Source organism: [Haemophilus] ducreyi (genome assembly GCF_900109315.1).
GTDB lineage: Bacteria > Pseudomonadota > Gammaproteobacteria > Enterobacterales > Pasteurellaceae > Haemophilus_B > Haemophilus_B ducreyi.
Genome location: NZ_FOJC01000008.1, coordinates 43,980 through 61,991, shown reverse-complemented (window position 1 = coordinate 61,991; position 18,012 = coordinate 43,980). Strand labels below are relative to the sequence as shown.

General features: G+C 37.8%; 16 protein-coding genes and 3 tRNA genes. 13 read left to right on the top strand and 6 right to left on the bottom strand.

The window, feature by feature from the left end:
• Positions 1–209 precede the first annotated feature (209 nt).
• The 7 genes from mutY (at position 210) to ffh (ending at position 5,910) form a co-directional block, all read left to right on the top strand.
• Positions 210–1,298, top strand: a complete 1,089-nt coding sequence (gene mutY, locus BMX01_RS06555; RefSeq protein WP_412556282.1) for an A/G-specific adenine glycosylase — start codon at positions 210–212, stop codon at positions 1,296–1,298.
• 3 nt (positions 1,299–1,301) lie between these two features.
• Positions 1,302–1,586: an oxidative damage protection protein gene (locus BMX01_RS06550; protein ID WP_064082461.1), complete on the top strand. Its 285-nt coding sequence runs from the start codon at positions 1,302–1,304 to the stop codon at positions 1,584–1,586.
• Positions 1,587–1,589: 3 nt separating this feature from the next.
• Positions 1,590–2,693: a membrane-bound lytic murein transglycosylase MltC gene (gene mltC, locus BMX01_RS06545; RefSeq protein WP_064082462.1), complete on the top strand. Its 1,104-nt coding sequence runs from the start codon at positions 1,590–1,592 to the stop codon at positions 2,691–2,693.
• A 127-nt stretch (positions 2,694–2,820) separates the two neighbouring features.
• Positions 2,821–2,896 (top strand) — tRNA-Phe (locus BMX01_RS06540).
• 5 nt (positions 2,897–2,901) lie between these two features.
• Positions 2,902–2,977, top strand: a tRNA-Asn gene (locus BMX01_RS06535).
• A gap of 208 nt (positions 2,978–3,185) precedes the next feature.
• Entirely contained in the window at positions 3,186–4,394 is a 1,209-nt protein-coding gene (locus BMX01_RS06530; RefSeq protein WP_064082463.1) for an MFS transporter, read from the top strand.
• A gap of 130 nt (positions 4,395–4,524) precedes the next feature.
• Positions 4,525–5,910 carry a signal recognition particle protein gene (ffh, locus tag BMX01_RS06525; protein ID WP_064082464.1) on the top strand — a complete coding sequence of 462 codons (1,386 nt, stop codon included), beginning with the start codon at positions 4,525–4,527 and terminating at the stop codon, positions 5,908–5,910.
• Between the two features lie 79 nt (positions 5,911–5,989).
• Here ffh and mioC read toward each other — a convergent pair whose 3' ends face one another.
• Both mioC and BMX01_RS06515 read right to left on the bottom strand, forming a co-directional pair.
• Positions 5,990–6,445 carry an FMN-binding protein MioC gene (mioC, locus tag BMX01_RS06520; protein ID WP_064082465.1) on the bottom strand — a complete coding sequence of 152 codons (456 nt, stop codon included), beginning with the start codon at positions 6,443–6,445 and terminating at the stop codon, positions 5,990–5,992.
• A 116-nt stretch (positions 6,446–6,561) separates the two neighbouring features.
• Positions 6,562–6,656 (bottom strand) — tRNA-Sec (locus tag BMX01_RS06515).
• A gap of 72 nt (positions 6,657–6,728) precedes the next feature.
• On the opposite strand from BMX01_RS06515, the gene selA reads away from it, so the two are divergent.
• Genes selA through trkA form a run of 4 tightly spaced genes read left to right on the top strand, consistent with a single transcriptional unit; the run spans position 6,729 to position 12,709 of the window.
• The gene (selA, locus tag BMX01_RS06510; RefSeq protein WP_064082466.1) at positions 6,729–8,111 is read left to right on the top strand and encodes an L-seryl-tRNA(Sec) selenium transferase; all 1,383 of its coding nucleotides are present in this window, start codon (positions 6,729–6,731) and stop codon (positions 8,109–8,111) included.
• Positions 8,108–9,976, top strand: coding sequence for a selenocysteine-specific translation elongation factor (gene selB / locus BMX01_RS06505; protein WP_074647990.1), 1,869 nt, complete (start codon positions 8,108–8,110; stop codon positions 9,974–9,976). The genes selA and selB overlap by 4 nt, the downstream gene beginning before the upstream one ends.
• A gap of 49 nt (positions 9,977–10,025) precedes the next feature.
• Positions 10,026–11,333, top strand: coding sequence for a 16S rRNA (cytosine(967)-C(5))-methyltransferase RsmB (gene rsmB / locus BMX01_RS06500; RefSeq protein WP_064082468.1), 1,308 nt, complete (start codon positions 10,026–10,028; stop codon positions 11,331–11,333).
• Complete coding sequence (trkA, locus tag BMX01_RS06495) at positions 11,333–12,709, top strand: Trk system potassium transporter TrkA (RefSeq protein WP_064082469.1); 1,377 nt, start codon at positions 11,333–11,335, stop codon at positions 12,707–12,709. The genes rsmB and trkA overlap by 1 nt, the downstream gene beginning before the upstream one ends.
• A 56-nt stretch (positions 12,710–12,765) precedes the next feature.
• On the opposite strand, the gene rpsT is transcribed toward trkA, so the two are convergent.
• Positions 12,766–13,029 (bottom strand): 30S ribosomal protein S20, encoded by a 264-nt coding sequence (rpsT, locus tag BMX01_RS06490; RefSeq protein WP_010945727.1) that lies wholly within the window; start codon positions 13,027–13,029, stop codon positions 12,766–12,768.
• Between the two features lie 360 nt (positions 13,030–13,389).
• Between rpsT and murJ the strand changes: the two genes are divergently transcribed.
• On the top strand, positions 13,390–14,958 hold the full coding sequence (gene murJ, locus BMX01_RS06485) for a murein biosynthesis integral membrane protein MurJ (protein WP_064082470.1): 1,569 nt from the start codon (positions 13,390–13,392) through the stop codon (positions 14,956–14,958).
• A gap of 113 nt (positions 14,959–15,071) precedes the next feature.
• On the opposite strand, the gene fumC is transcribed toward murJ, so the two are convergent.
• From fumC to BMX01_RS07965, 3 genes are all read right to left on the bottom strand, one after another.
• Positions 15,072–16,466: a class II fumarate hydratase gene (gene fumC, locus BMX01_RS06480; protein ID WP_064082471.1), complete on the bottom strand. Its 1,395-nt coding sequence runs from the start codon at positions 16,464–16,466 to the stop codon at positions 15,072–15,074.
• A 153-nt stretch (positions 16,467–16,619) separates the two neighbouring features.
• On the bottom strand, positions 16,620–16,862 hold the full coding sequence (locus tag BMX01_RS07970; RefSeq protein ID WP_231087427.1) for a TfoX/Sxy family DNA transformation protein: 243 nt from the start codon (positions 16,860–16,862) through the stop codon (positions 16,620–16,622).
• Entirely contained in the window at positions 16,825–17,175 is a 351-nt protein-coding gene (locus tag BMX01_RS07965) for a TfoX/Sxy family protein (RefSeq protein WP_232008222.1), read from the bottom strand. Before BMX01_RS07965 ends, BMX01_RS07970 begins: the two co-directional genes overlap by 38 nt.
• A 517-nt stretch (positions 17,176–17,692) precedes the next feature.
• Between BMX01_RS07965 and rpsJ the strand changes: the two genes are divergently transcribed.
• Complete coding sequence (gene rpsJ / locus BMX01_RS06470; protein ID WP_064082472.1) at positions 17,693–18,004, top strand: 30S ribosomal protein S10; 312 nt, start codon at positions 17,693–17,695, stop codon at positions 18,002–18,004.
• The last annotated feature ends 8 nt before the right edge of the window (positions 18,005–18,012 follow it).

The following is an 18,012-nucleotide window of genomic DNA, read 5'->3' as shown; positions in this document are numbered from 1 at the left end:
TTGGGGCGTTAGCACGCTTTTTTCAAGGGAAAGCGGGCAGATTTCATCAGTAGCATGTGATTGATGTTAAATATTGACTAAGCATAATGAGTGCGAAATTTTTGTGAAAATAGACCGCTTACAGTATCATAAACAGTGTTATTTATTGGTTTTTGAAGAAGTTTGGTGTGAAACAATCTCCTTTCCCTTTGGCTCAAGCAACAGTTGAAATGCCTTTTGCACAAGCAGTATTAGCTTGGTTTAAACAATATGGTCGGCACCATTTGCCGTGGCAAAAAAATAAAACGTTATATAGTGTGTGGTTATCTGAAGTTATGTTGCAACAAACGCAAGTTGCTACTGTCATACCTTATTTCGAACGCTTTATGGCGCGCTTTCCTACGGTGATTGATTTAGCGAATGCTGAAATTGATGAAGTATTACATTTGTGGACAGGCTTGGGCTATTATGCACGTGCACGTAATTTACATAAAGCCGCGCAACAAATCCGTGATCAATTTGCTGGCCAATTTCCGCGTGAGTTTGATCAGGTTTTGTCGTTGGCAGGCATTGGTAGAAGCACGGTAGGTGCCATTTTATCTTCAGTGTTAGATGCGCCTTATCCCATCCTAGATGGCAATGTAAAGCGGGTATTATCACGAGTTTTTCTTGTTGAGGGATGGAGTGGCGAAAAAGCGGTTGAAAATAAATTATGGTTATTAACTGCCCAAGTTACACCGAATAGACAGGTCGCTGATTTTAACCAAGCAATGATGGATTTAGGCGCATTAATTTGTAATCGCAGTAAGCCAAAATGTGCAATTTGTCCACTTGAAACGCAATGTGAAGCCGCGCGTTTGGCTGTATGGGATAAATATCCTGCTAAAAAGCCCAAAAAACAATTGCCTGAGCGACAAACCTATTTTCTGGTGGTTAAATCAGGTACACGCATTTTATTGCAACAGCGTGCAGCAAAAGGACTATGGGGGGGATTATACAGTTTTCCTCAGTTTGAAGATTTTGACACCATTAAGCGGACTATTTCAGCTAAAAATTGGCAAATTTCCCAGCAATTAATTACTTTTAGGCATACATTTAGCCACTTTTATTTGGATATTACCCCTATTTTGGTCGATTTAGAAGCACAACATTCTGTGCAAATGCCACCGCTTGTGGCACAAGAGCCGGTGAGTGATTATTGTAAATCTGTATCTTCAAGTGAGAATTATTGGTATGATTTACATGCGACTAATGAAGTTGGCTTAGCTGCGCCGGTGAAAAAAATTTTAGATGAACTTAGTTTGACGTATAAGGAATAAAAAATGGCTCGTATGGTATTTTGTGAATATTTAAAACAAGAAGCAGAAGGCTTAGACTTTCAATTATATCCAGGTGAATTGGGTAAACGCATTTTTAATTCAATTAGTAAACAAGCGTGGGCTGAATGGATTAAAAAACAGACAATGCTTGTGAATGAGAAAAAATTAAATATGATGAATCCAGAACACCGACAATTACTTGAAGCAGAAATGGTGAACTTTTTATTTGAAGGTAAGGACGTCCATATTGATGGATATGTACCGGTTCAAACCAATACTAAGGCGTAGTGCATGAGAAAATATGCTAAATATTTACCCTTTTGTTTGGTTGTTCCGTTTTTAGCGGCTTGTAGTAGTAAGTCAACTATATCTGCAAAAGGTAAAAAAATTAAATCACCCTTTAATTATTTATCTAAAGATACCAATGGATTAGATATTTTAACCGGTCAATTTTCGCATAATATTGATGATATTTGGGGCAGTAATGAATTGTTAGTCGCCAGCAAAAAAGATTATGTCAAATATACGGATAAATATTACACACGTAGCCATATTTCATTTGAAGATGGATTGATTACCATTGAAACGCTAGGTAACCAAAATCATTTACGCAATAGCATCATTCATACTTTATTGATGGGAGCAGATCCGCGCGGTATTGATTTATTTAATTCAGGCGATACACCAATCAGTAAAAAACCATTTTTAGCGCGTCAGGTTAAAGATCAATTTGGGCGTGATATTATCAATGTTGCGATTGCAAACGATTTTGCTAGTCACTTGTTACAGCATCAATTAAAAACACGCCGTTTACAGAATGGGCGGGCAGTCATTTACGTAACCATTAAAATGGTGGCTGATCACGTTGAAGTGCGAGCAAGAAAGTATTTGCCTTTAGTTCGCAAAATGGCGAAACGTTACGGCATTGAAACAAGCTTAATTTTCGGCATTATGGAAGTAGAATCGTCCTTTAACCCGTATGCAGTCAGTTATGCAAATGCTATCGGTTTAATGCAAGTTGTGCCGCGTACCGCTGGGCGGGATATTTTCGTTCGTAAGGGAATGAGTGGCCAGCCTGATCGTGCTTATTTGCATGATCCTGCTAATAATATTGATGCGGGTACATTGTATTTAGCCATTTTACGCAATGAATATTTAGACGGGATTAATGATCCGGTTTCAAAACGTTATGCGATTATTTCTGCTTATAACAGTGGTGCGGGCGCTGTTTTAAAAGTGTTTGACGCAGATCGAACTTCTGCATTTAATCGTATTAACCAATTGTCTTCTGATGCGGTTTATCGTGTTTTAGCTACGGCTCATCCATCTAAACAAGCGCGCAATTACTTAAATAAAGTGTCTAAGGCACGTCAAAAATATATAAATATTCGTTAAGCGGTGTTGCTTTTTTTAGCGTAAAGTATAAAAAAAATACGCTTAAACGTTGTTTTTTATGATTTTTGCAAAAAATATTTGACGAGTTGCAGATAAATAAGCATAATCCACTCCGCAACAAAGTGTTGCCTCGATAGCTCAGTCGGTAGAGCAGGGGATTGAAAATCCCCGTGTCGGTGGTTCGATTCCGCTTCGAGGCACCATCAATTCCTCCTTAGTTCAGTCGGTAGAACGGTGGACTGTTAATCCATATGTCGCTGGTTCAAGTCCAGCAGGAGGAGCCATATTTCTAAGCCCTGAGAGTAGTTATTATTCTCAGGGTTTTTATCTTTAGAGAGAGTTATTTGGATATTTTCGTTCATTTGCTTTTACTATATTGAAAAATAATTTAACTCAGCGTAAACTCTTTTTGTTTTTATAACATTCTCATCTTATTACTTTTCTATTAATTTTCTTTAATTGCTACCAGCGAGTAGCGAAAGGACAACAAATATGAATTCTCATGTAAATAGTTATGGCTGGAAAGCCTTAATTGGATCAGCGGTCGGTTATGCAATGGACGGTTTTGATCTTCTTATTCTTGGTTTTATGTTAACCGCAATTTCGGCAGATTTAGCCTTATCCCCTACGCAAGCGGGCTCATTAGTGACTTGGACTTTAATTGGTGCCGTTGCGGGTGGGATTATTTTTGGTGCATTAAGTGATAAATATGGCAGAGTACGTGTGCTCACGTGGACTATTGTGTTATTTTCTGTTTTTACAGGCTTATGTGCTTTTGCTCAAGGCTATTGGGATTTACTGGTTTATCGTGTGATTGCAGGCATTGGTTTGGGAGGAGAATTTGGGATTGGTATGGCTTTAGCGGCAGAAGCGTGGCCTGCTCGTCATCGAGCTAAGGCGGCTTCTTATGTTGCTTTAGGCTGGCAAGTCGGGGTATTAGCCGCTGCTTTATTAACACCATTTTTATTGCCCATTATTGGTTGGCGCGGTATGTTTTTAGTCGGTGTTTTCCCGGCTTTTATCGCTTGGTATTTACGGGTAAAACTGCATGAACCAGAAGTGTTTATTCAAAAAGTAAAGTTAGCCAAACCAACTAAATTAGAGTCATTTAAATTATTAGTTAAGGATTGGGCGACCACTAAAACTAGTTTAGGCATTGTTGTGCTCACCTCAGTCCAAAATTTTGGTTATTACGGTATTATGATTTGGTTACCTAATTTTTTATCGAAGCAATTAGGGTTTAGTTTAACTAAATCTGGGATATGGACGGCAGTTACTATCTTTGGAATGATGCTAGGTATTTGGATATTTGGGCAATTAGCGGATCGAATTGGACGTAAACCAAGCTTTATCCTGTTTCAAGTAGGCGCTGTGATAAGTATTTTTACTTATTCTCAATTAATTGATCCTACTCATATGTTGTTTGCCGGTGCGTTTCTAGGTATGTTTGTAAATGGTATGATGGGCGGTTATGGTGCCTTAATGTCAGAAGCTTATCCAACGGCTGCTCGTGCCACCGCACAGAATGTACTATTTAATTTAGGCCGTGCGGTTGGTGGGCTTGGACCTATGGTAGTTGGGGCAATTGTAGCGGTTTATTCTTTCCAAATGGCTATTATATTATTGGCCTCGATTTATCTGCTGGATATTTTCGCCACAATTTTCTTAATTCCAGAGTTGAAAGGCAAAGAATTAGAATAATTTGCGTTATTCAGTAATTTTTTTAGATCCGTCTTTATTTATGCAATAAAGGCGGTTTTTTTGTATAATGCTCGCATTTTACCGTATTTAAGCGGTTATATTTGATCAAAATTGGCTAAAAGAGAATACTATGTTTGAAAACTTATCGGATAGATTATCGAAAACGTTACGCAATATTACTGGTAAAGGGCGTTTAACAGAAGACAATATTAAGGATACGTTACGTGAAGTGCGAATGGCATTATTAGAAGCTGATGTTGCATTACCCGTGGTGCGTGAATTTATTAATAAGGTAAAAGAACGCGCATTAGGTGTTGAGGTGAATAAAAGTTTAACACCGGGTCAAGAGTTTCTTAAAATTGTTCAGAGCGAACTTGAAGCGGCGATGGGCGAAGCAAATGAGGAATTAAATTTAGCTTCGCAACCGCCTGCAGTTATTTTAATGGCAGGTTTGCAAGGTGCGGGTAAAACGACCTCTGTGGGTAAATTAGCTAAGTTTTTAAAAGAACGCCATAAGAAAAAAGTGTTGGTTGTTTCTGCTGACGTATATCGTCCTGCTGCGATTAAACAGTTGCAAACCTTAGCAGAAAGCTTGAATGTTGACTTTTTCCCAACTGAAACGAATCAACAGTCAACAGTGATTGCGCAAGAAGCACTTAAATATGCCAAGCTGAATTTCTTTGATGTATTGATTGTAGATACAGCAGGTCGGTTGCATATTGATACTGATATGATGACAGAAATTCAGCAATTACATCAGCTGTTGAATCCTGTAGAAACGTTGTTTACTGTTGATGCAATGACGGGGCAAGATGCAGCTAATACAGCTAAAGCATTTAATGAAGCATTGCCATTAACCGGGGTTATTTTAACTAAAGTTGATGGTGATGCGCGTGGTGGTGCGGCGTTATCTATTCGACAGATTACCGGTAAACCGATTAAATTTTTAGGTGTAGGGGAAAAAACAGATGCGTTAGAGCCTTTCCATCCTGATCGTGTGGCTTCTCGTATTCTTGGTATGGGCGATGTAATGTCTTTAATTGAAGATTTACAGCGTTCGGTCGATCAAGAAAAAGCGGAAAAAATTGCCCAAAAATTTAAGAAAGGGGATAATTTCACTTTAGAGGATTTTCGAGAGCAATTAATTGAAATGAAAAAAATGGGCGGGATGATGTCGATGCTTGATAAATTGCCGGGTATGAAGAATTTACCTACACACGTGAAAGATCAAGTTGATGATAAAATGTTTGTTAAAATGGAAGCGATCATTAATTCGATGACGTTAAAAGAACGTGTTCAGCCGGATATTATCAAAGGCTCTCGCCGTCGTCGTATTGCATTAGGTTCAGGCACACAAGTGCAAGATGTCAATAAACTATTGAAGCAGTTTGATGATATGCAACGTATGATGAAAAAAATGCGTAAAGGTGGTATGGCGAAAATGATGCGTGGCATGAAAGGTATGCTTGGTAGCGGTATGGGCGGTTTAGGTGGTATGTTTGGCGGTAAGCGTTAGCATAAATAATACTTAGGATAAGCGGTTGTTTTGTAAAAAATTTGTGCAAAACAACCGCTTTTTAGTTATTTATGATGGGTTAATGGGGGGATATCAGTGGTTCGACAAAAGTGGTTAACCATTTTTCTGCCGTTTCGTCGTGATCGAAATTTTGGCTGACGTCAATGCGGACAGATGGACAAACTTGCTTGGCTTGTTGAGCGGTTAATGTTTGTTCGACAATATCTACTGCATAGCAGAATGTGTCGTAATCAGAGCTCCCTAAACCAATAACCCCAAATTGCATTTGGCTGAGGTCTAATTGTTGGTGAGCAATATCTGCAAACAATGGTTTGATATTGTCAGGTAATTCACCCGCACCATGTGTGCTAGTGACTACAATTAATCGTGATTGGTGCTGAATATCGGTAATAGTCGGCTGATTGAATAATTCGACTTGGAAGCCTTGCTCGGTTAAGCAACTCTCAAGATGGTCGGCGACGTATTCTGCACTGCCTAAAGTACTGCCGGTAATAATGCAAATGGATTTAGTCATGATAAGATTCTCTAGAGATAACATAAAGAAAAAGCTATTTTAACGGATAGCACATGGGTGAAAATGATTCGTTTGCAGGTCTGTGGGTAAAAGAAAAAACAGCTTCATCAGCGGTTTGGCGGAAGTGAATGGGAGTCGAACCCACCCAAGCACGCTGGCGTCCTTAACAGGATTTGAAATCCTGCCGTCTCACCGGAGACGACTCACTTCCATTTTGTCTAGCAGTATTTTACTTTATTTATTAGAATTGTCCACGTTTCTCTCTTTTTATGAAAAAGTTGCTATGCAAAAATTATTGAGTGTTATTCCATCCGTAGATAAATTAATCAAGCAACCAGCAGGTATAGCCTTGATTCAGCAATATGGTCATCAAGCTTTTGTGGCACAAGCACGCCAAGTTATTGACAGCTTGCGACAGCATATTTTAACGCATCAATCTTTGCCTGTGGATCAGCAAGCGAATAATTTATTGTCTTTGATTGCAACAAATTTACAGCAGACGCAACAGATAGCAATGAAGAAGGTTTTTAATTTAACCGGGACGATATTGCACACGAATTTAGGCCGAGCAATTTGGTCAGAGGCAGCCATTACGGCTGCTAGTGATGCGATGCGACATCATTCAGCTTTAGAATTTGATATTGAGGCAGGCAAACGTGCTCATCGTGATAATACGATTTCTCAATTACTCTGTGAGATCACGGGCGCTGAAGCGGCTTGTGTTGTGAATAATAATGCAGCGGCTGTTTTATTAATGTTAGCGACCTTTGCAAAAGGTAAAGAAGTGATTGTTTCACGAGGTGAGTTAGTTGAAATTGGCGGGGCTTTTCGTATTCCGGACATTATGCAACAAGCGGGCTGTAAGCTAGTTGAAGTGGGCACCACTAATCGAACCCATTTAAAAGATTATCGAGCCGCTATTAATGAAAACACGGCGTTGTTAATGAAAGTACATACGAGTAATTACCAAATTCAAGGTTTTACCCATTCAGTATCAGAACAACAATTAGTTGAATTAGGTCAAGAAGTTGGTTTACCCGTGATGAGTGATCTGGGGAGCGGTTCATTAATTGATATGGCGACCTTTGGTTTACCCGCGGATCCATTAGTACAACAGAAAGTAGCCAGCGGTGTAGCGTTAGTTACTTTTTCTGCAGATAAACTGTTGGGCGGGCCACAAGCGGGTATTATTGTTGGCAAAAAAGCTGATATTGAGGCATTGCAAGCACATCCACTGAAGCGAGTATTACGTTGTGATAAAGTCATTTTAGCTGGGTTAGAAGCAACGTTAAGGCATTATTTATTGCCTGATCAACTCACTACACATTTACCAACGTTATCTTTATTAACGCAATCAATTGATCATTTACGTGTTAAAGCAACACGTTTACAAAATAGCTTAAGTAAGCGGTTAGATGCGCGTTATTATTTACAGATTGAACAAAGCCTGGCTCAGATTGGTAGTGGAGCATTGCCCACGGAAAGGTTGGCTTCATTAGCGGTTACTATTACGGCCCCCACGCAACGGGATTTATTACAACTTGAACAACAATTTAAAATGCTGAAATATCCGATTATTGGTCGTTTTGCTGAACAAAAATTATGGCTTGACCTTCGTTCAGTGGCACAATTTGATCAGCTGATTGAGATGTTGGAGGAAAAATGATTTTTGTTACTGCCGGCCACGTTAATCACGGTAAAACCTCATTATTACAAGCGTTAACTGGTATGAATACAGCCCATTTACCGGAAGAGAAAAAACGTGGATTGACCATTGATTTAGGTTATGCATATTTAGCGATTGAAGATGAAATGGCAAAAGTTGAACGGCTAGGTTTTATTGATGTGCCGGGTCACCAAAAGTTTATGTCAAATATGTTAGCGGGCTTAGGTGGCATTCAGCATGCATTGTTAGTTGTCTCTGCAGAAGAAGGGATTAAACCTCAAACAGAAGAGCATATAGAAATTTTGCGGTTACTTAAGTTTGAGCAGATTGCTGTGATTGTGACTAAATCTGATCGGGCAAATATGTCGCAAATGTTAGCATTAATTGAACAATTACGAACGCGTTACCCTTTTCTACACACATCACCTTGTTTTTATACCTCAACCGTGACGGGTGCTGGCATTGATGAATTAAAACAGTATTTAATCAATTGTGCTACACAAAATAGCCAAACAGCTAAACCTTTCCGCTATGCAATTGATCGCATTTTTAACATTAAAGGCGCAGGACTAGTGGTTACAGGCACTGCTATTGCAGGCCAAGTAAAAGTGGGAGATGAACTTTATCTTTCTAATGGCGAATCGGTGCGTGTAAAAGCCATTCACGCTCAAAATTGTATTGCTGAGAGGGGATCTGCGGGGCAACGTTTAGCTTTAAATTTAGCTAATGTCGAAAAAGAACAATTGCAACGCGGTAATTGGTTGAGTGCTTTAGATCCTAAATTTGCCACTGATCGTATTAGTATTCAGTTAACGGCTAGTACGGATTTGAAAGAGAATCAAGTGGTGCATTTCTATCATTTTGCTTCGTATACTATGGGTAAATTAAACTTACTTGATGCTAAAAAAGCGGTTAGAAATGAGCAGAGATTAGCAGAAATTATTTTGGGTCAGCCATTGCATATCGCATTCAATGATAAATTAATGATACGTAGTGGTGATGATCGCCAGACGCTAGCCGGGGCGAGGGTATTGGAGATTAATGCGCCTAAGAGATATAAACGGACTACCGAGCGGTTAATTTATTTAAATCAATTAGCCAATACTTATGAATGTGCGGAACGAATTGCACTTTATTCACAGTTTAAAGCAGTTGCTGTAGATCGTTTATTATGGCTAGAGCAGTTATGTTTGTCTGATCTAGCTGAAATGGGCTTTGACACAGATAAAAAATGGATCGTGAGCGACGCGTATAAGACCAAGATTCAACAGGCAATTGTCACTAAGTTAACCGATTATCATCAACAGCATAATGATCAATTAGGAGTTGCTAAAGCTCGGCTTTATCGAATGGCAGCATTAGCTGAACCTGAGCAATTAGTGCTAGCATTAATTGATGAATTAATTGAAACAAAACAATTGGCACAAACACGTGGTTGGGTACATTTGCCGGATCATCGTATTGAATTTAGTGCGCAAGAATTACACGTTTGGCAGCAAATTAAACCGCTTTTTGAAGCTAAAAGAGAAGCATTATGGGTCAGAGATGTAGCGAATACATTATTGATAGATGAAACCGTTATGCGTGATTTGTTGTATAAAGCGGGTAAATTAGGCTATTTAATGCCAATTGTAAAAGATCGATTTTTTTTACATGAGCACATAGTAGAATTTGCACAGATTATCAAACAATTTATCGCGAATCACGGCGCGATTTCGGTTAATCAATTACGAGATCAGTTGGGATTTGGGCGTAAAATGACAGTACAACTAATAGAATATTTTGATCGTTGTGGTTTTTTACGCCGTAAAAGTAACCTACACTTATTACGTGATGAAGATATTTTCTCGTCATCAACCCATTAATAATGCGCTAAATGGCAGTATATTCATCCAACTAGCATAGAATTAAATAATGAAACATAAAAAAATATCTTCACGAGCGATAGCAGCACAAATTATGTTACAGGTGTTGGATCATGGCAAATCATTATCAACCTTAATTCCCGCCGCTCAACAACAACTTGATGCAAAAGATATACCTCTGGTACAGGAAATAACGTTTGGTGTTTGTCGAGTTTTATCTCGCTTAGAGGCAATTATTAAACAGTTAGTCACTAAACCATTAAAAGGCAAAAGCCGTTTAGTGCATTGTTTATTGTTGGTTGGGTTATATCAATTGTTATATATGCGAATACCGGTACACGCCGCAGTTGATGAAGTTGTGAATGCAACAAAGTTGGTTAAATTAGATAGTTTTAGAGTATTAACTAATGGCGTATTGCGTCGTTTTTTACGTGAGCAACAAACGATTTTGGCTAAAGTCGATAAGCATTGGCAAACGTTACATCCTGAATGGTTGGTTAATATGCTTAAACAAGTTTATCCAAATTGGCGGGAAATTATGGATGCAAATAATCAGCGCCCCCCCATGTGGATTCGTGTCAATACCCAACATTGCACGCCTCAAGATTATGCGGCGTTATTAGGTGATTTAGCAGTAAAAACAACAAATTCGTCCGCTTGCTTGCCATCTTCAGCCATTCAGTTAGTAAATCCTCTTTCTGTAGATAAATTACCTTATTTTTCGCAAGGTTGGGCGACAGTGCAAGATTGTCACGCGCAATGGTCTGCAACACTCTTAGCCGCTAAAAATGGTGAAATGATCTTAGATGCTTGTGCAGCACCAGGTGGTAAAACTACACATATTCTAGAACAAGCACCAAAAGCAAAGGTGATCGCTTTAGATATTGAAGAAAGCCGTTTAGTGCGAGTGCGAGAAAATTTAGCCCGTTTGGGTTTGATGGCAGATGTTCGTTGTGGTGATGCGACAACCCCAACTAAATGGTTGGCAGATGATGTGATGTTTGACCGCATTTTGCTTGATGCTCCTTGTTCAGCAACTGGTGTTATTCGTCGGCATCCAGATATAAAATGGCTACGACAAGCGGGCGATATTAGTGAATTAGTTGAATTACAAGCCAAGATTTTGAGTGCTTTATGGCATAGACTAAAACCCAATGGTACGCTGGTTTATGCGACATGTTCTATTTTACCGGCAGAAAATAGTGAACAAATCACCCAATTTATTACCGCTAATCCAGATGCAGAATTGATTGAAATGGATTTCAATGGTGAAAAAGCAATAATGAAACAGTTTTTACCCCAACAAAATGGCGGTGATGGATTCTTTTATGCAAAACTTCGGAAATTAGATAAATAATGAAAATTCTTATTTTAGGTGCAGGGCAAGTCGGCTCAACATTAGCAGAGAATTTAGTCAGTGAAGATAATGATATTACCTTAATCGATGCTGATCAAAGCTGTTTAAATTTATTGCAAGATAAGCACGACTTACAAGTTGTAAATGGTAATGGTGCTTCACCACAAATATTACGCGATGCAGGTGCAAGTGATGCAGACTTGATTGTTGCCGTGACGGAAAGTGATGAAACTAATATGATTGCTTGTCAAATTGCACATACACTGTTTCATATACCAACTAAAATCGCACGTATTCGTAATAGTGATTATGTCCGTGAAAAAGAACAACTATTTAATGACAATGCTTTGCCCATTGATCATATCATTGTGCCTGAAGTGTTAGTGAAAGAGGAGATTTTACGCTTAATAAATTACCCCGGTGCGTTACAAGTCGCACATTTTACTCATGAACTAGTCAGCCTAATCAGTGTAAGAGCTTATTATGGTGGCCCATTAGTAGGTTATCCTATTTCAGCGCTACGTGATCACTTACCTTACATTGAAGTTCGAGTAGTCTCTATTTTCAGACAAGAGCGCGCAATTATTCCTCAAGGATCAACCATTATTGAAGCCGGTGATGAAGTCTTCTTTATTTGTGAAACACATAATATCAAAGCCGTTATGAGTGAATTACAACGTTTAGAACGCCCTCATAAACGCGTAATGATTATGGGCGGGGGAAGTATTGGGCTAGGATTGGCGAAAGATCTCGAACATCAATGCAGTGTAAAAATGATTGAACGTGATCAAAATAAAGCAGAGAAATTGGCAGAAAAGTTAGAAAAAACATTAGTATTATGCGGAGATGCTTCTGATCAAGAACTATTGTTTGAAGAGCATATTGAAAATATTGATTTATTTTTAGCATTAAGCGGTGACGATGAAGCCAATATTATGTTAGCATTACTCGCAAAACGTTTAGGGGCTAAGAAAGCCATTGTTTTAGTACAGCGAATGGCATATTTACATTTAATACAAGGTGGAACCATTGATATCGCACTCTCACCAAAACAAGCCACCATTTCTGCTTTATCAAGCCATGTCCGCAAAGGTGATATTGTACAAGTGGCTTCATTAAAACAAGGGCAAGCAGAGTGTTTGGAAGTTATTGTACATGGCGATGAAAGCTCATCAAAAGTCGTGGGGAAAACCGTACGTGATCTGAAGTTACCTCAAGGAGTAATTATTGGGGCAATTGTTCGTGAACAACAAGTTATTATCGCGCATAAATCAACGATTATTTTGGAAAATGATCGCATAATTGTGTTTGTGAATGATAAAAAACAAGTTAGTGAGCTTGAGAAATTATTCCAAATCACCACATTTTTTCTATAGAATCCAAGTTATAAAAAAACCGACCTTTATAGGTCGGTTTTTTATGCAAAAAGGGATTATGCTAATTTTTTAATTTGAGCTACTAATTTTGCTTTGTGGTTAGCTGCTTTATTGGCATGGATTAACCCTTTAGATGCCATACGATCCACTACTTTTTGCATTTCAACGAAAGCTGTTTGTGATGCTGCTTTATCACCAGTTGCTATTGCTGCATATACTTTTTTAATGAAAGTACGCATCATTGAGCGTTGGCTTGCGTTGTGTTGGCGGCGTTTTTCAGATTGAACCGCACGTTTTTTTGCTGACTTGATATTAGCCAAGGTCAAACTCCTAAAATATCTGTGTAAAAATTAAAAAACATAAACGTAAGTTTATGTTGAGCTATCGATAGTTTAAATTCATTTTCAACGAGACACGTGCTTGAAAAGAACACCGTTTTTCTAATAGAAAACGATAAGGTGGCATTTTATCAGTTTTTTTCTTATTTTCCTATAACAAACGTATAAATTAGCTTTGATTTTCTATTGCGATCTTGGGAAAGCGGTAAGATCTTGTGCAAATTGGCTAGATGATCGCGGTTATTGATTATTATATTAATTATAAATCGCGCTATAACTTATTCCCTGTTACAGGCAAATATTTGTTACACTTTGCCTCTATTTTTCTGTTAGTCATAAATTATGAGTAAGAAACTTTTAAAATCCAGCATAGTTGTCAGCACTATGACGCTTATCTCACGTATATTAGGGTTAGTACGTGATGTTGTTATTGCGAGCTTATTAGGTGCGGGGGCAATGTCTGATGTTTTTCTATTTGCTAATCGGATTCCTAATTTCCTGCGGCGATTATTTGCTGAAGGTGCTTTTTCAAAAGCATTTGTGCCAGTGTTAGCAGAATATAATGCTGATAATGATTTAGATAAGACTCGAGAATTTATTGCGAAAGTTTCAGGAACCTTAGGGCTTTTAGTAACGGTGGTTACTTTAGTTGCCATGTTGATTTCACCAATAATTGCTGCGTTATTTGGGACCGGTTGGTTTATTGATTGGTTTAATGATGGCCCAGATGCACAAAAATTTACGCAAGCGTCATTGCTACTTAAGATTACTTTTCCTTATTTGTGGTTTATCACTTTCGTTGCCCTTTCAGGAGCCGTGTTAAATACAATAGGGAAGTTTGGTGTAATGGCATTTTCACCAGTATTACTCAATGTGGCTATGATCAGCATGGCATTATTTGGCGCAGATTATTTTGAACAGCCAGATATTGCATTAGCTTGGGGAATTTTTCTAGGCGGTTTATTGCAATTTTTATTTCAAATTCCGTTTATGATAAAAGAAAGGTTATTGGTTAAACCCAAGTGGGCTTGGAAAGATGAAGGTGTGACAAAAGTACGCCGTTTGATGATTCCCGCATTGTTTGGTGTATCCGTCACTCAGATTAACTTACTATTAAACCAAGTGATCGCCAGTTTCTTAGTGACCGGATCAATTACTTGGCTTTATTATTCTGATCGTCTAATTGAATTTCCATTAGGATTATTTGGGATTGCCATTTCGACTGTCGTATTGCCTAATCTTTCACGTATTACGAAGAAAAAAGCGTTAAATGAAGAACAACGTGCAATAGCATTTAAGCAAACATTAGATTGGGGCGTCCGTATGGTTGTGGCGTTAGGTATTCCAGCGATGGTAGGAATGGCCATTTTAGCACAACCATTAATTATGACGATTTTTATGCGGGGCAAATTTGTTTTAGCAGACGTGATTGCTACCTCACACGCACTTTGGATTATGTGCTTAGGCTTAAATAGTTATATGTTAATTAGCGTTTTAGCAAATGGCTTCTATGCAAGACAAAATACTAAAACACCGGTTAAAATTGGTATTATTGCAACAATTGCTAATATCTGTTTTGGTGTATTAGCCATCCCATTTGGCTATTTAGGGTTAGCGATGGCATCAGCCCTCTCTGCTGCCGTAAATGGAAGCTTGCTGTATTATAATTTAGTGAAAGAGCAAGCGTATTGTTTAAGCAAAAAAACCGTAATTTTTATATTGAAAGTCGCTATTTCAGCTTGTGCGATGGGCGTATTAGTTTCTTATTTTTCACCTACATTAACGGATTGGTATGCAATGACAATGTGGCTTAAAGTACATTGGTTAGTGTGGTTAATCAGCTTAGCGGCAATCAGTTACTTCGCCGTATTAATGGTTTTAGGTATTCGTAAACAAGATTTCAGAGCTTAATTTTTAGTATAGCGGTGCTTTTTTACTGAATTTTTGCAAATTTTTTAAAAATTCAACCGCTTAAAATAAAAGGGCTATAGTAATAGCCCTTTCTTATTTGAGTGCAGTGTTATTTATTTTAAACTACCGACCATATTTTGAGGGCGTACCCATTGATCAAACTGTTCAGCAGTGACTAGACCTAAGTTAATTGCTTCTTCTTTGAGTGTTGTTCCATTTTTGTGCGCAGTTTTAGCAATTTTAGCCGCATTTTCATAACCAATATGGGTATTTAAAGCGGTCACTAACATTAAAGAGTTTTCTAATTGTTGTTGAATTCTTGGATAATTAGGCTCAATACCGCTTGCACAATGCTCATCAAATGAAATACATACATCAGCCAGTAATTGTGCCGATTGTAAGAAATTTGCTGCCATAACAGGTTTGAAAACATTTAACTGAAAATGGCCTTGGCTACCCGCAAATGAAATCGTAGTATCATTTCCCAACACTTGCGCTGCAACCATAGTCATTGCCTCACATTGAGTAGGATTGACTTTACCGGGCATAATTGACGAGCCGGGTTCATTTTCAGGAATTAGAATTTCGCCAATACCAGAGCGAGGACCTGATGCTAATAAACGAATATCATTGGCAATTTTGAATAATGACATAGCAATTTGTTTGAGCGCACCGTGTGTTTCAATAATTGCATCGTGAGTGGCTAATGCTTCAAATTTATTTTCCGCAGTAATAAAAGGAAGTTGAGTAAATTGTGCGATATATTCTGCTACTTTAACATCATAACCTTTAGGCGTATTTAAGCCTGTGCCAACAGCTGTGCCACCTAATGCTAACTGCGCCAAATGGGGCAAGGTATTTTTAAGGGCTAACAAACCAAATTGTAATTGTGCCGCATAGGCAGAGAATTCTTGGCCTAATGTAAGCGGGGTGGCATCCATTAAATGAGTTCGGCCAATTTTAACCACATCTTTAAATGCTTCAGATTTTATGGCAAATGTTTTTTGTAAGCGTTCTATTGCTGGAATGGTTACTTCAACGACTTTTTTATAGGCAGCAATATGCATAGCCGTTGGATAGGTATCGTTTGAAGATTGCGATTTATTGACATCATCATTTGGATGAATAATCGATTTTTCACCTAATGCCCCCCCTTGTAATACGTGGGCACGGTTGGCAATCACTTCATTAAGATTCATATTTGATTGTGTACCAGAACCTGTTTGCCAAATCACTAACGGAAATTCGTCCGCTAATTTATTTGCTAAGATTTCATCACAAACCATCGCAATTAAGTCACGTTTTTCAGTGGTGAGTGCACCTAGTTCAGCATTAGCAAATGCAGCGGCTTTTTTTAAATAAGCAAATGCTTCAATAATTTCGACCGGCATAGAAGCTTCAGGACCAATCTTGAAATTATTACGCGAACGTTCTGTTTGTGCTGCCCAATAGCGATCAGCCGGTACTTTCACTTCGCCCATAGTATCTTTTTCGATACGGTATTCCATGTCTATTCTCCTATAGGATGATATAATTTTTTAGATAATTTATAGGTATAAATGGTAGCACCGCCAATACAAGAAAGGAATCATTATGAAAAGTTGCCTTCAGTTTTCTTTGTGTTTTGTGACTTGGAGCATAATGCACTTGCGATTTACTTCTTAGACCGTAAATCTTTTTCTAAGCCCCGCGTCATAGAGTGCAGAGTCTGCTTGCTCCAGTAACCTTTTTTTCTCTTCTAATGAAAGCATATAAATATATTTATGCTGTAATGCACCATATAATTTAAATAAAAGTAATTGATTGACTTCAAATCCTTGTTGGATAAGCCTAACAAACGCCTTTGTTTCCCCAACCTGTTTAAATTCATCGACGGTAGACGGTATTAATATTAACTCGAGCAAGTAACCTTTCAATATTAATATTCATATTCAGTAAAATTCGGATTTTAGTTTGATGTTCAGTGCGGATTTTTGAGAGTAAACGTTGGTATTCAGAGATTGAGGACGTAATCCAGTGGGAATAGGAAGAAATGTTTTCAATAATGTGTTGAGGAACTAGATAAAATATTTTTGATTGGCGGCTAATTTTATGATCAGATAAAAAATGAATGGGGATAGTATCTTTTATTTCCTGCAAATATTGATCTGACTTACGTAAATATAAACATTTTTCCTTATATAGCCCGAACATAGTATCATCTTTAAATAAGCCCATATAGGAAAAATAAGGTTTAAACTTAATAAGTCCTATAGAACGGAAAATCGTTCGTAAGTTTTATAATTCTTTTAATTCTTTTTCTATATTTTTCATTATGATATCTCCTCAGTAAGTGATTGAATGTTACTAACTTAATATGTAAGAAGAAAGCTATTTTAGCTCACCATATAATGTAAAAAAGGTCAAGGTATGTCAACTTAAATTTTTAAAGCCATATTTCCCAGCAGTTAACATGATAAAGTAGATACAGTAAAAATTCACATTACGCTTGCTTTCAGTACGAATCTATAGTAGATTATAAGGGCTTTTGATTATTCGTATTTTATTACAACTTTGATAAAGTCGCTTGATGTAATCATTTATCAAGTGGTGTTACAAATCTTGTTCTTGTAGCACATAGTAAATGTTTTCGATTTGAAAACTATAACAGGTGTAACTGTGCTCCCTTAATTTATTTGAATTAAGTGGTAGCTCGGTTTTTTATTAGCTAAATTTTAATTGGAGCTCTGGTCTAATGCAAAACCAAAGAATCCGTATCCGCTTAAAAGCATTTGATCATCGTTTAATTGATCAATCTACAGTGGAGATCGTAGAAACAGCTAAACGTACTGGTGCACAAGTTCGTGGACCAATTCCTTTACCAACTCGTAAAGAACGTTTCACTGTATTGATTTCTCCACACGTAAATAAAGATGCGCGTGATCAATATGAAATCCGTACTCATAAACGTTTAGTTGATATTGTTGAACCAACAGAAAAAACTGTTGATGCATTAATGCGTTTAGATCTAGCTGCTGGCGTTGATGTTCAGATTAGTCTAGGTTAATTGGGAAT

Excerpts from the sequence above, each read along its gene's own strand:
- BMX01_RS06530 (WP_064082463.1), top strand. The coding sequence starts at position 3,186 with ATGAATTCTCATGTAAATAGTTATGGCTGGAAAGCCTTAATTGGATCA.
- murJ (WP_064082470.1), top strand. The coding sequence starts at position 13,390 with ATGAGTAAGAAACTTTTAAAATCCAGCATAGTTGTCAGCACTATGACG.
- selA (WP_064082466.1), top strand. The coding sequence starts at position 6,729 with ATGCAAAAATTATTGAGTGTTATTCCATCCGTAGATAAATTAATCAAG.
- mioC (WP_064082465.1), bottom strand. The coding sequence starts at position 6,445 with ATGACTAAATCCATTTGCATTATTACCGGCAGTACTTTAGGCAGTGCA.
- trkA (WP_064082469.1), top strand. The coding sequence starts at position 11,333 with ATGAAAATTCTTATTTTAGGTGCAGGGCAAGTCGGCTCAACATTAGCA.
- BMX01_RS06550 (WP_064082461.1), top strand. The coding sequence starts at position 1,302 with ATGGCTCGTATGGTATTTTGTGAATATTTAAAACAAGAAGCAGAAGGC.
- fumC (WP_064082471.1), bottom strand. The coding sequence starts at position 16,466 with ATGGAATACCGTATCGAAAAAGATACTATGGGCGAAGTGAAAGTACCG.
- mutY (WP_412556282.1), top strand. The coding sequence starts at position 210 with ATGCCTTTTGCACAAGCAGTATTAGCTTGGTTTAAACAATATGGTCGG.
- ffh (WP_064082464.1), top strand. The coding sequence starts at position 4,525 with ATGTTTGAAAACTTATCGGATAGATTATCGAAAACGTTACGCAATATT.
- rsmB (WP_064082468.1), top strand. The coding sequence starts at position 10,026 with ATGAAACATAAAAAAATATCTTCACGAGCGATAGCAGCACAAATTATG.
- BMX01_RS07965 (WP_232008222.1), bottom strand. The coding sequence starts at position 17,175 with ATGGGCTTATTTAAAGATGATACTATGTTCGGGCTATATAAGGAAAAA.
- selB (WP_074647990.1), top strand. The coding sequence starts at position 8,108 with ATGATTTTTGTTACTGCCGGCCACGTTAATCACGGTAAAACCTCATTA.
- rpsJ (WP_064082472.1), top strand. The coding sequence starts at position 17,693 with ATGCAAAACCAAAGAATCCGTATCCGCTTAAAAGCATTTGATCATCGT.
- mltC (WP_064082462.1), top strand. The coding sequence starts at position 1,590 with ATGAGAAAATATGCTAAATATTTACCCTTTTGTTTGGTTGTTCCGTTT.